Annotated in this window: 10 protein-coding genes and 1 pseudogene; 6 read left to right on the top strand and 5 right to left on the bottom strand. The window is 37.9% G+C overall.

Annotation, left to right across the window (positions count from 1 at the left end; all coding sequences use genetic code 11):
• Positions 1-36 precede the first annotated feature (36 nt).
• Positions 37-723: a hypothetical protein gene (locus MSVAZ_RS10650; protein WP_048120833.1), complete on the bottom strand. Its 687-nt coding sequence runs from the start codon at positions 721-723 to the stop codon at positions 37-39.
• Positions 724-745: 22 nt separating this feature from the next.
• On the opposite strand from MSVAZ_RS10650, the gene MSVAZ_RS20345 reads away from it, so the two are divergent.
• Entirely contained in the window at positions 746-919 is a 174-nt protein-coding gene (locus MSVAZ_RS20345) for a hypothetical protein (protein ID WP_157206069.1), read from the top strand.
• A 382-nt stretch (positions 920-1,301) separates the two neighbouring features.
• A complete protein-coding gene (locus MSVAZ_RS10645) occupies positions 1,302-2,384 on the top strand; it encodes a DUF7544 domain-containing protein (RefSeq protein WP_048120829.1) in 1,083 nt (360 codons plus the stop codon).
• A gap of 630 nt (positions 2,385-3,014) precedes the next feature.
• On the opposite strand, the gene MSVAZ_RS10640 is transcribed toward MSVAZ_RS10645, so the two are convergent.
• On the bottom strand, positions 3,015-3,353 hold the full coding sequence (locus tag MSVAZ_RS10640; protein WP_231592194.1) for a hypothetical protein: 339 nt from the start codon (positions 3,351-3,353) through the stop codon (positions 3,015-3,017).
• 294 nt (positions 3,354-3,647) lie between these two features.
• Here MSVAZ_RS10640 and MSVAZ_RS20340 point away from each other — a divergent pair.
• Positions 3,648-3,758: pseudogene (locus MSVAZ_RS20340) on the top strand (hypothetical protein); the annotation flags it as partial.
• Positions 3,759-3,779: 21 nt separating this feature from the next.
• On the opposite strand, the gene MSVAZ_RS10635 reads toward MSVAZ_RS20340, so the two are convergent.
• Positions 3,780-4,019, bottom strand: a complete 240-nt coding sequence (locus tag MSVAZ_RS10635; protein ID WP_157206068.1) for a hypothetical protein — start codon at positions 4,017-4,019, stop codon at positions 3,780-3,782.
• 286 nt (positions 4,020-4,305) lie between these two features.
• Here MSVAZ_RS10635 and MSVAZ_RS10630 point away from each other — a divergent pair, with 286 nt between their 5' ends.
• Complete coding sequence (locus tag MSVAZ_RS10630) at positions 4,306-5,445, top strand: hypothetical protein (protein WP_048120825.1); 1,140 nt, start codon at positions 4,306-4,308, stop codon at positions 5,443-5,445.
• 377 nt (positions 5,446-5,822) lie between these two features.
• Here the strand turns inward: MSVAZ_RS10630 and MSVAZ_RS10625 are convergent, their stop codons facing one another.
• Positions 5,823-7,223 carry a tripartite tricarboxylate transporter permease gene (locus MSVAZ_RS10625; protein WP_048120823.1) on the bottom strand — a complete coding sequence of 467 codons (1,401 nt, stop codon included), beginning with the start codon at positions 7,221-7,223 and terminating at the stop codon, positions 5,823-5,825.
• 465 nt (positions 7,224-7,688) lie between these two features.
• Complete coding sequence (glgP, locus tag MSVAZ_RS10620; RefSeq protein WP_048120821.1) at positions 7,689-9,365, bottom strand: alpha-glucan family phosphorylase; 1,677 nt, start codon at positions 9,363-9,365, stop codon at positions 7,689-7,691.
• A 520-nt stretch (positions 9,366-9,885) separates the two neighbouring features.
• Here glgP and MSVAZ_RS10615 point away from each other — a divergent pair.
• Both MSVAZ_RS10615 and MSVAZ_RS10610 read left to right on the top strand, forming a co-directional pair.
• Positions 9,886-10,875, top strand: coding sequence for a GAF domain-containing protein (locus tag MSVAZ_RS10615; RefSeq protein WP_048120818.1), 990 nt, complete (start codon positions 9,886-9,888; stop codon positions 10,873-10,875).
• A 521-nt stretch (positions 10,876-11,396) separates the two neighbouring features.
• Positions 11,397-12,386, top strand: a complete 990-nt coding sequence (locus tag MSVAZ_RS10610; RefSeq protein WP_048120816.1) for a GAF domain-containing protein — start codon at positions 11,397-11,399, stop codon at positions 12,384-12,386.
• Positions 12,387-12,496 lie beyond the last annotated feature (110 nt).

The following is a 12,496-nucleotide window of genomic DNA, read 5'->3' as shown; positions in this document are numbered from 1 at the left end:
CTGTTTCACTAGCTATCCCATCAAGTAAGGCAACAGTTACTGGTCTCCACTCAGAAATCTACAGAACTTTACGCCCACTGGTGTAAAATCATATATCTTATCTTGCCATTGGCTATCTAAGTTAGTGATAGATTCATCCCAACCGCTTGCTCCACCACCATCAATCACGTCAAATATCTTAACAATCAATCCTCTCGATTCCAATCTAGCCACTATAGGAACGACCTCGCTTAAATTAGGGCGAAATAATTTTAAAGGAACTCCACTTTGAGTTTCTGCTGATTTCTGAAAAAACTTCCCTAAAAAAGAAATATCCGCATCTGAAAGTTCATTAAATAAATGGAAAAAAAACCTCTTTTCATCAAAATTAATTTGATTTCCAAGTAGAATACTATTAACAAATAATTCAGCATACTTAGTTCTTCTACTTTCTTGATATTCAAATTCGACATTATCAATAGCAATATACATTAAATGAAGAATCTCATTGGGATCAGTTATAGCACATAACTCATTTATTTTTTCTTCGAGAACTCCCATTTGTTGGCTGACATCTTCAAAGAATTTTCCAACGTAATTCCATCTATTGTTATTCTTATGTTCCATAAAAGCATCAACCACAACTCCTATAGACGGAATTGACCTAGCTATAGAAATAAGACCTGCTTGAATTATACTTTCTCTGGCATCCATTTGTAAACTGTTTACATTATCGTCATACATTTAAAATCACAAAAGTTAAAATGTGCATCCTCTTATAAATAAGGACGGAACACAGTCAGTAACAAGACCAAAAAAGATAGTGGCAGATTCTATTTATGATGATGCGGCAGGTACGACAGTACCTGCGCAGAAGAAAATAAAAGCTTCAATTCCAGAAAACAAAAAGCAGAAAGAAGAGAAAAAGAGGAAGACCTAAAAGATTTAGCAAAGAATCGTATTGGAAAAGATCAGTAGTAGAAAGGTTCTATTCAAAAATCAAAATTAGGTTTAGAAGAATTATTCTAAGGTATGAAAGGCTGGATAAAATATACAGGGCGTTAGTAATGAATAGCAACATTTTTTATTTATTGGGAAAAGATACAGAAGTCATTTTGAAACGAACTCAAGAGTAAACAATTGTGAACTCAGGGAAATAAATATTGAATAAAACTATTGCGAAGTTTAGAAGAATCTTTGTTGAATAAAAGAGTTCATAAGTCTGAAAAGTCTCAAGTTTTCCTGAGTATCCCTAAATTTGTCTGGGAAATCTCACATTTAACTATAGATAATTATATATCTTTTTACAAAAATTATATATTATGAGCTGGTATGCGATAGGTGCAGTAGACAGAGCTCTCTCAAGAACAAGAGAAGCTCTTCTTGAACCTTTTGATTTCTGGAAATGGGTAAAACTCGCAATCATCACTTTTCTGTTAGGCGGGGTTTCGAGTTATGGAAATACGAGCAACTACAATATAGGTTCAGGAGACTTAAAAAATAATTTTTCGTTTATTGAGCCCGGTCAGATGCCTGATCTTCCTTTTGACATGCACAGTATTGCTTTCGGATATATTTATCAGGTGCCACACCTGGCAACTGTAGCCGCATTAATAATCTCCCTTATTATCCTGGTCTTGATTTTTTCGTACATTTCCAGTATTATGGAGTTTGTTTTTGTGGAATCCCTTGTACGAAATGAAGTAAAATTCTGGGCTTATTCAAGAAAGTTTCTGGGAAAAGGATTCCGCCTCCTGCTTGTACGTTTAGTTTTCGGGCTAGTATTTCTCGCGCTCTTCGGACTATCTCTTCTTCCTCTTATACCCGTTATTCGTGAAGTACCTTCAGACTTTTCCTTGCCTGCCAGTCTTGGAGGATTTCTCTGGATTGTCGGTGTAATTATTGTGCTAATTATGCTTGCAGTTGCAATAAATTCCCTTTTAAGCCTTGCAATTCCGCTTGCCATTTACCGGAATAAAGGAATTCTTTCGGCTTTCAAGCTTGTTCTCGGAAATTTCAGGAAAAGCTGGCGCGAAGTTATAGTTTACTGGTTTGTCAGGCTACTACTCGATATAGGAATCACAATTCTTGCAATTTTCCTTTTTGTACTGGTGGTACTGGTTTTAGGGATTGCTTTCCTTATTTTCGACGTGGCTCTGTACTTCCTCTTTTCGTCCCTGTTATCGGACTTTCTTCTCTGGCTACTCCTGATCCCCTTTATCGTTATAGAACTGATTTTGGTTATGGGAACTCTGTTTTTCCTCGGTGTACCTCTTTCCGTTTTCCTTAAATACCATCTGTTAAGTTTTCTTGAAGCCTGGTATGAAAACGCAGAAATTCCTTTCTTTGATGCTCCTGCTCTGGAACCTGAAGTTAAGGTTGATGAACCTGAGCCGAGTTTTTGAGCTAAAAAGAAATAAAGAAAGAAAGTTCATGATATTGAGCTAAGTTTCTGAACGAAAAGGAAAAGTTCAAGGCTCTGAGCTTGTTTTGCCCCGGATGGGAAGAGCTCAGGGCTCTGAACCATTGTTCCAGCCGATTTTATAGTCAAGGATCAATATTTCTTCCCAATCTCAAGTTGAAGGGTTAACCACGGAAAGCACGGAAAACACAGAATAAAAGGAAATAGGGGTATAATTCTTCCGTTAAAGATGGGCCATCTAAGTACTTGAACTTACTTTATAACCAAGGAAGACACGAAAGATTCGATTGATGTTTTAAAACATCTGAATGTCAGCAGTTCCTTTAAAATCCATATTGAGTCCACAATTCCTGCTTCTCTTGCAGGTGTATTTTTGCATTCAACTCCTCTTTCATCTTTGTACTTTAATCCTCCGCGACTTCATATAAAATTTAATATCACCGAATTGACAACTAAAAATTTAATAATTATATATTTAATGTTACAAAAGCTAATAACTGAAAAACTAACCTTTACTACAAAATGCTCTTTGTCAGGTCTGCAAAGCTGATGGAGTTTCTTTTTTCACATGAAGTCCTGGAGAGAATGATAAATTGACGGGTTCAGTTTTCGCTCAGCAAAACTGTGCCCAATATCGGTGTGCTTTGACGTAACTTCCCCATAGCACGAAATCGTTCCATTCTTCAAGATCTATCTCTGCTTTCCTTAAATAGATCATATTCTGAAAAGTTGAAAAGTCCATGTCGTATTTCTGCTTCATTTCGGCTATTTTCTTGTCGTAGTAACCGGTTTTTTGTTCAGCTTTGTTGTGCACAAACCCCTGTAAAATTTTTTGTTCGTCTTTGTTTAAACCGATTTTAGCCATACTATCTATAGGCTCAAGGAGTTTTCCAGGCATTTTTACATAACGACCATAATGACAATACTCAATGGTTTCCCCCAATATTACCACCTATTATTATTCTGTTCCTTTCATTTAAATGTGTTTGTGTGCTTACTCGCTTTTTAAGTAAAGCTCCCTGGAGTTAAACAAAAATAAACTTAGAAACTAGGAAATATTCCTTATAATATACATATTAATGTTTTATTCATTGTTTTTTGTTGAATTTATGTATTTAAAAATTTATAAAGTTTGTGGAAAAAGCAGTAGATATTATAGAAATCCTTACACCCAGAAATTCAAGCTTCTGCCGCTGGTCAAAGGAAAAATAAACTTTAAAAACTGATAGGTTTTAGAAAAGCCCTTGAAAAGAGCGAAATCTTAACAACTCTACTCGAAAGACAAAAACTGACTTTTAGGCAGGACAACAACAGAGTTTCAAGAAAAACAATAGAGTTTTCAAAAGCGAAAGGCTGGCATCCAGGTGTTTTAAAAACATCAATTGAATAAAGGTGGACCATCTATTTTTATGGGGAGCAGAATAAAATGGAAAGTTTTATAGATTCTTTGAACAACTAAATTATTCAATCTATATTTTTTGAAAAATACTATAAAGGACGAAAATATAATGAAAACAAAAAAATCACGCCTGGTTGTTTTAGCTTCAGCCATCTTTCTATTACTATTTATTATGTTTTCACCTACTGCATTAGTAACAACTAAAAGTTCTTCTTCCACGATATGTGCATAAATATCTAAGTTCCGTTGCAAAAAATCCAGCTTTGTTACAAGATCAGTGAAAATTTTCACAACTAGGAAAGTTACTCAATCTCACCACGGAGAAGATGATACACAAAAGTGTGAATTATAGTATCAAACTGAGGATATTATTATTTTTGCAACAGAACCTGACCATTGGATCATGTTACTTCATAGCTGGCATGTGTATGTTTTCGTACTTCGTTATAATGCCATCATTCAGATTATACAAATTATTCAGGACAGATTGAAAACAGGAGTTAAAATGAAACTACCACTAAAAATAATAGGTATCTTCTTAATCTTCGCTCTGCTGACATCGTGTGTAGCAGCAACTGAACCCAAAGATCTCCCGACAAAAGAAGAAATAACTGATTTTATTGCTAGTATACCAGTATCGGATAACTATATTAACACAGTATTTGATGCCGTGAAAGATGAACAGCCTACATGGAACTGTGATACATGGGAAGATAAAAATGGCAATCAGATGCTCAGCTTGTATTATGTAGATCCAGACTCATCAAAAGGATTCGATAGCATATACTTCAATGAGTTAGGGGAAGAGATCTCCATGCGTGGAGTTGAAGTCGATCTGGTAAATAAGTACATAGGAAAGGCTGTTTCTGATGAAAGCAAAGAGGATGTAAAAGAAACTGAGGACGAAGAGGAAAACGATTCGACAACAGAACCTGAAAACATACAAACAGGTGCGGTAAACAATTATGATACAACTATTGTAAACACTTATGATAATTCACAAACTAACACGCAAACAACTACTGTAAACAATTATTATAGTAAAGAACCTGAAAATACACAAGAAGAACCTGAAAACACACAAGAAGAACCTGAAAACACACAAGAAGAATCTGAAAATACACCCGAAGAAACTGAAGAAACATCAGCCGACCACTCGGAAAAATCTTCTGCAAGTGTTGACCTTCACGGCGAAAAAACGTCAGTCCTTAAAGGAGAAGATATCCTGCTCAAGCTTTCAGCCGTGAATTTTATCACAAAACCTACTATGCATGTCCAGGCGATTATTATCCCTCCGTCCGGGATGAGTGTTTCTTCCTCCGAGTTTGTTGAGTCCGGCGCGGGACAGTACACAACTACATATGATATTGAACCCGGCAAGGGAAGGGATATTGAAGTGAGAATTGCAGCCAACCAGGTTGGCGATTTTACTGTCACAGGCAAAGTAGTTTATTATTTTGGAAATAACAAAGAGGATGGAGAATATTACACGCTCGATCTTCCTATTCATGTAGAAGATTCAACCCCTGAAACACCCATTTCCGAGGATAAGTCCGTTACCATTCCTATTCCTGATACACCTGGATTTGGAGCGGCAAGCCTCGTAATGATATTGATAATGGTATTTCTTTTAAGAAAGGAGTAAATAATAACAGTTTAAAGAAATGTATAAGAGTTATTACTCAATTTAGAAAAACTCCTGCATTTCTTTTTTAGAAAAAAGGGAGTTTTTGTGTTTACAGTTTTTATACAGTTTTCAATATATTATCTCAGGATGGAAATCAATATATTTCCAGAATTATCAATAATTCTGGCTCAACTTTCAAAGAAACGCTATTTTTGCTTTGATTTTCTCCCAAACGCACATGATATTCTTTGAATAACGGGCACATGATGTAAAATTTTTAAATCGCAGTTATCTTACCTCATAGGTAATGGAAAAGCATCTATGAAACTAAAAAAAGCATATCTGAAACTGAAAAGACGGAAGTTGGAACTTATACAATTAAAAAAGCTACTTTTTTACAAGAAGTACAGGATCACAGGCAGTAAGATGACCCCCATTGCATGGGATTTTCTGACATTCATAAAAGAGGAGAGCATTCCTATTGGGGTTGAGATCAAAAAAATAAAAAAACCGAAAAGTCCTGTGAAAAGATAAACCATTACTCCAAGTCCGATAAGGACACCTGCACAGAGTTTACTGTAGTTAACTTTCTTTAGAAAGAGATGGGCATTGTTTCCTATCCAGATCGTAGAAAAGTAGGAAAAAAGCGCAGTTAATACCATAGCGGCAAAAAAGAGCAGCAGTACAGGTAAATTAAGCGTATTTGTCTCCAAAATAGTTTCTATGGCAACCATTGCCCCACTTCGGGTTCTTCCGATTACTACAAAAGCGACCAGCCCGAAAATAGCATTCGAAGTGTTTACTCCGGAGTTTGAAACTATGAATTCCTTAGAGCTCTCAAGAGTTGAAGGGTTACTGGCATAAGGGTCAGAATAAAGGGAGGTTTTTAACCTTCCTAAATCAGATTCTGAAATTTTTTTCTTAAGCGGAATTCTGTCAAAATCAACTTTTGCAACAAGGCCTGTAAGTAGTGCTGCAATCGCTGAAGAGAGGCCTGGTAGCCATGCAACAAGTGAGCCTGCTGCGCTGCCTGTAAGGATTCCCCTGAGAATTCTTTTTCGAGAAAGCTTGAGTGCCGATACGGACTCCTCAGGAATATTTGAGCTTGTGAGAAGGCTTATTATTAGTTGGGAGGCCCCAAAAAGCCCACTAAGCAGAGGTAGGAGTATCGACGGCTCTCCCAAATTAACAACTGGAACCATAAGAGATTCCCTATCAAAAGCAAAGAGTCCAAGTACGCCTGTGATCAGAAACAAAACCAGAGCAAAAATTTTGTATTTATATTTTGCAAATGGGCTTTTCTCCTTTGAATCTTCAACACTTTCACCTTTTTCACTTGCAAGCATTAGAAATACGATTAAAATAAGAATCAATGCCATATGCGCTTCAACATAAGGATAAATGGCCTTAAAGAAAAGCGAAAACGGAAGTACGAAAATTAGGGAAGCAACTACCGAGCCCGCGCTTCCCAGTGCTGAAAGCCGGACTGCTTCGGCTCCTGCTCCGTCAAGCAGAAGCCTGTGCCCTGGTAGGACCATTAACGCAGTATCCCCATCCGGTGCCCCTAGAAACACTGAAGGGATTACGTCATGAAAAGTCTGGGAGACAGCATTTGAGAGAATAATTACAGCAATGTAAAAAGGTGAAAGCCCTTTTTCAGCCAGGAAAGGGGCAAGGGCTATAAGGGCAAGCGCAAAATTATTGTTATGCACTCCAGGCAGGAGCCCTGAGATTATGCCAAGCAGGTAACCTCCTAAAACTGATAAAAAAAGTAAAATTAATGAGATATCTTCCACCCGGCCAACCCTCTAAAACTTAACTAAATTTTTGTTATTTAAATCCAACTTTTGTAAAGATGCATTAGAGATTATACTACGCACTGTTTAAAAATATATCTGATGATTGATGATTAACTACACTCTGTTTCTTTCTAACAAAAGTATTCATGATATTGCCTACGCAATATTTCATCTTCTTAGATTTTAAAATGTAATTGTTACACTCAATTTGAAGACGATGCCAAAAAATGTTGATTTCAGTATAAAAATCGCAAAAAATTAGTTCTGAGGAAGTGTGGTAACCAAAGCAGTAATGCCTGGTCAGTTCTCATCCACCAAAAAAGATTTACTAAAATTTTACAGTAGTCTACAAAAAGTAGTCTACAAATATTTGACTCATCTGTATTTCCAAAATTTACCTACGTTCCCAAAATAAGGGAACCGAAATTATGCTCACAAAATCCTCTGAAAAATCAGAGTACATTACAGATAAGCATGTGTGACATAACGCCTCATCATTCTGTGGCTATTAAAATAATAAGCTATCATGCCTATGGAATTGTTGATTAGCTTAACCCATTCATCTTTGCGGTCGTAGTACATGGGGACTATAATATAATACAGCTTATTGTAAAGGTCGCTGAGTTCTGCTGCTTTTGCTTCTTCTTCGGAAAGTTTTTCTTCGGGCTGAGGGCCAATTGCCCATCCTGTTACACCTTCAATCCAGCCTTCAATCCACCATCCATCGAGCACGCTGAAGTTTACAACTCCGTTATGGGCAGCTTTCATACCGCTCGTGCCGGAGGCTTCATAAGGGCGGGTTGGTGTGTTCAGCCATAGATCAACCCCGGAGACCATTTTCGCAGCAAGATCCATATCATAGTTTTCCAGAAAAACAATCTTGATTTCTTTCCTTAAAATTTCAATGTTTTTAAAAATATCTCTGATAAGCTGTTTTCCGGCTCCGTCGTTCGGGTGGGATTTGCCTGCAAAAATAAGTTGAATTTTACCCCGCCTGTTTATTTTTTTGAGCATTTCAAGGTCGGATAGAACCAGGGTTGCCCGCTTGTATGCAGTCATGCGCCGTGCAAAGCCGATTGTCAGGCTCTCATAGTCCATACCCACACCTGTCCTTTTGTTTACTTCATCGATAAGGGCTTTTTTTGCGTTCCAGTGAGCTTCCCAGATCTCAGTGTCCGGAATTCCGTCTATCCGTACCAGAAGTTCAGGTTCATTTGCCCAGCCAGGCAGGTATCGGTCATACAATTTCCTGAAATAAGGAGAAGTCCAGGTATATGAATGGACACCGTTTGTGATCGCCTGAATTTTGTAGCCCGGAAAGAGTTCGCTCGAGATCAGGCTATGTCTTTTTGTGACTCCATTGATATAGTTCGATAGGTTTAGGGCAAAAAGGCTTGTGTTAAAGCGTTCGGCTCCTCCGAATCTCCTGAGGACATCCACACAGTTTTTGTCCCGGATCAGGTCTTCTACAAGCCCGTAATCAAATTTATCATGTCCTGCTTCCACAGGGGTATGTGTTGTAAAAATACAGAGCTCCTTTACTTTCATAGGGTCAATGCCATTACACCTAAGGAGTTCCAGGCCAAGCAGGCTTGAATGGCCTTCGTTCATGTGGTACTTCCGGATTTTGAAGCCCAGTTCATCAAGCATTCTTACCCCCCCGATCCCAAGTACTATTTCCTGCTTGAGCCTGTAACGCTGGTCTCCCCCATAGAGAAAATCCGTAATTTTGCGGTCTTCCGGGTCATTCCCCTCGACATCAGTATCAAGGAAGATAATAGGTACACAGCCTCCTGTAAGGCTTTTACAATTATACAGCCAGGCCCTGATTTTAACTTCTCTGTTTTGGATTTTTACGCTTACCTCTGCTGTGAGATGTGTCATAAAATGAGCAGGATTCCATTCTTCGGTGTGCTCGATCTGGTTTCCGGAAGAGTCAAGAATTTGTCTGAAATAGCCTTTATTGCTTACCAGTGTTACTGCTACCAGCGGAATATTCAGGTCCGCTGCCGAGCGAATAGTATCCCCTGCAAGTACGCCCAACCCTCCAGCATAAGTAGGGATTTCACTGCTGAGCCCTATTTCCATAGAAAAGTAAGAAATCTTCTGTCCTCTCAATACTCCCTGAAGGTCATCCATATTCTCAACTCGCCTCTTTTTATCTTTCGTAGAGATATATCTAAAAATATATCATCGGTTATATATCAAATTGACCTTGGAAATCATGTAGAAATAGAATTGTACCTGAGGCAGAGAGAATAAGAACCGTTACAAATGTGAGATAATAAACAGGTCTATAGTCACGCCTGTAATTGTTGCAACAAAAAAACTTCATTGTACCTCATTGGGCAGTTGCATTATTTAGCCTCGTGCCTTTAAAAATAGATTAGTTAGTACTAAATTGTAGTAACTAAGTTGGTTGTCAATCTTAATATGATATATATTTTTCTTAAAGGTTTTCTCATATATGTTTATTCTTTTCTATAAAATCATTATGTAGATTCCAATTTTCAAGTCTCTACCTTCTGATGCATTCTAAAACTCAAATAACAAGCTTTTTAATTTATTGCGTACTTCTATATTTACAAAGCACAAAATGTAAATATCCGAAATTTATTCAAAGCTTCCTGTAAGAGATTTTTAAACTACGGAGAACGGGATGTCCAAAGTGGTTTCGAATTCGGCTAAGAATGGGAATGGCAGGCAGAAAGCCTGTAAATACCTGAATGAAGTAGCTTTATGTAACGCTCTTGAGATGGCAAAGGAGCTGGTCTCGGTAATAAATAAAGTTCCTGTTACGGTTTTTCTCTGGAGGCCGGAGAAGTACTGGCCTGCTGAATTTGTCTCAGAAAACATAAAGAAATTCGAGTATACTGCCGAAGAATTTACATCCGGAAAACTTCTTTATGGCAATATCATACACCCTGATGACCTGGGAATGGTTGAAAGAGAACTCTCACGGAGAATAGAAGAAGGTTACGTGGACTATTCTCAGGAGTATCGTATCCTGACGAAATCAGGTGAGATACGTTGGGTTGATGAAAGGACTTTCATTGAAGCGGATAAAAATGGAACTGTAAAGTACCTTATGGGAATAGTTATGGATGTTACTGAGCGGAAAAGAAAAGAAAAATTGCTCTACATCCAGAGGGATCTGGGCATTGCACTAAGCATTTCCAGTTCCATGAACGAGACTCTTGAGAAACTGCTGGATTCCTGCCTCCAGATAGATGAGATCAATGCTGGAGGAATTTATCTTATCGATGAAGAAACAGGAGATATGACGCTTGCCATTCACCGTGGTTTTTCTCCTAATTTTGTCGAGTATGCCTCTCATTACAGTGCCAATTCTCCTAATACGAAACTTGTTATGATAGGGCAGCCTGTATACAAACAACACATAGACCTTCTTCTCACTTCGAGAGATGACGTACTCAGACATGAAAATCTCAGGGCTACCGCAATTATCCCCGTAAAATCAGGAAAAAAAGTTATTGCAGCTTTTTATCTTGCTTCGAGCCTTGAACTTGAGTTTCCAGATAGCGTCCGCACTGCCCTCGAAACTATTGCGACGCAATTCGGAGTTTTTATATCTCGTATCCGCCTGGAAGAAAAACTAAAAGAATGCAGAAAGAAGACAAAGTCTTAAATAAGATATTTTTTGCTCTTTTCAGGATATTCTTTTCAGGAACCAGTAGTTAAGAGGACAAAGACGTATAGGCAAATTCCTTGAAACCTAAAAGATGTTTTCAGATAGAGCATTCACGCATTAGTAAGCCTTTCTTTATGTCTTCTTCAGCTTTTATCAATAACTTTTCAGGAGTTTTATTGGCAAAATAGACAAATTACTTCACTTATCGTAAGTGCACTATTCAAACGTGAGATAAGAAAATAGGTCTATAAATAGAATAGTTATTAACTATACTGGCTATTAATCCAGATGTTGTATATATATTTTTCTCTTATGTTATATCATATCTATGTGCTTTTTTTTGTAAGATCTTTTTATATATTCTCACATTTAAGTCTCTGCATCCTGATACATTTGAAATCTCTAATCACAAGCTTTTTAATTTATTGTGTACTTCTATGCTTGCAAAGCAAAAAACGTAAATATCGGAAATGTGTTCAGAGCTTCCTGTAAGAGATTTTTTATCTACGGAGAATGAGATGTTCAAAGTGGTTTCAAACTCGGCTAAAAATGGGAATGGTAGGCAGAAAGCCTGTAAATACCTGAATGAATTAGCTTTATGTAATGCTCTTGAGATGGCAAAGGAGCTGATCTCGGTAATAAATAAAGTTCCTGTTACGGTTTTCCTCTGGAGGCCGGAGAAGTACTGGCCTGCCGAGTTTGTCTCAGAAAACATTAAGAAATTCGGGTATACCGTAGAAGAGTTTACATCAGGAAAAGTCATGTATGGCAATATTGTGCATCCTGACGACCTGGAGAGAGTGGAAAGAGAACTCTTAAGAAGGATAGACGAAGATTACGTGGATTTCTCTCAGGAATACCGCATCCTGACAAAATCAGGCGAAGTGCGCTGGGTTGAAGAAAGGACTTTCATTGAAGCCGATGACAATGGAATTGTAAAGTACCTTAAGGGGATAGTCCTGGATATCACTGAGCGGAAGAGGAAAGAAAAACTGCTCTATATCCAGAGAGACCTTGGAATCGCGCTCAGCACTTCCAGTTCCATGAACGAGACTCTTGAGAAACTACTGGATTCCTGCCTCCAGATAGATGAGATCAATGCTGGAGGAATTTATCTTATCGATGAAGAAACAGGAGATATGACGCTCGCCATTCACCGTGGTTTTTCCCCTAATTTTGTCGAGTATGCCTCCCACTACAGCGCCAATTCCCCAAATACTAAACTTGTTATGATAGGGCAGCCGGTTTATAAACAGCATATAGATCTGCTTCTCACGGCAAGAGATGATGCACTCAGACATGAAAATCTCAGGGCTACCGCAGTTATCCCCGTAAAATCAAGAAAAAAGGTTATTGCAGCTTTTTGTCTTGCTTCGAGCCTTGAATTCGAGATTCCGGATAGCGTGCGCACTGTCATTGAAACCATTGCGACGCAATTCGGAGTCTTTATATCTCGTATCCGCCTGGAAGAAAAGTTAAAAGAATGCAGAAAGAAGAGAAAGTCTTAAATAAGACTTCTTTTTGTTCTTTCAATCCTTTTTAACTCTCTTCAGTCATTTCTTATTTTCTTTTGGCCTTTATTTTAACTTCCTTCGGCCTTTCTTTAACTCTTTCAGTC

Origin of the sequence: Methanosarcina vacuolata Z-761 (assembly GCF_000969905.1) — an archaeon.
Taxonomy (GTDB): Archaea; Halobacteriota; Methanosarcinia; order Methanosarcinales; family Methanosarcinaceae; genus Methanosarcina; species Methanosarcina vacuolata.
The sequence above is the reverse complement of the archived record's forward strand: the minus strand, read 5'-3'. Positions and strand labels throughout refer to the sequence as shown.

Coding starts and splice junctions, on each gene's coding strand:
- MSVAZ_RS10650 (WP_048120833.1), bottom strand. CDS start 723: ATGTATGACGATAATGTAAACAGTTTACAAATGGATGCCAGAGAAAGT.
- MSVAZ_RS10645 (WP_048120829.1), top strand. CDS start 1,302: ATGAGCTGGTATGCGATAGGTGCAGTAGACAGAGCTCTCTCAAGAACA.
- MSVAZ_RS10630 (WP_048120825.1), top strand. CDS start 4,306: ATGAAACTACCACTAAAAATAATAGGTATCTTCTTAATCTTCGCTCTG.
- glgP (WP_048120821.1), bottom strand. CDS start 9,365: ATGGATGACCTTCAGGGAGTATTGAGAGGACAGAAGATTTCTTACTTT.
- MSVAZ_RS10615 (WP_048120818.1), top strand. CDS start 9,886: ATGTCCAAAGTGGTTTCGAATTCGGCTAAGAATGGGAATGGCAGGCAG.
- MSVAZ_RS10610 (WP_048120816.1), top strand. CDS start 11,397: ATGTTCAAAGTGGTTTCAAACTCGGCTAAAAATGGGAATGGTAGGCAG.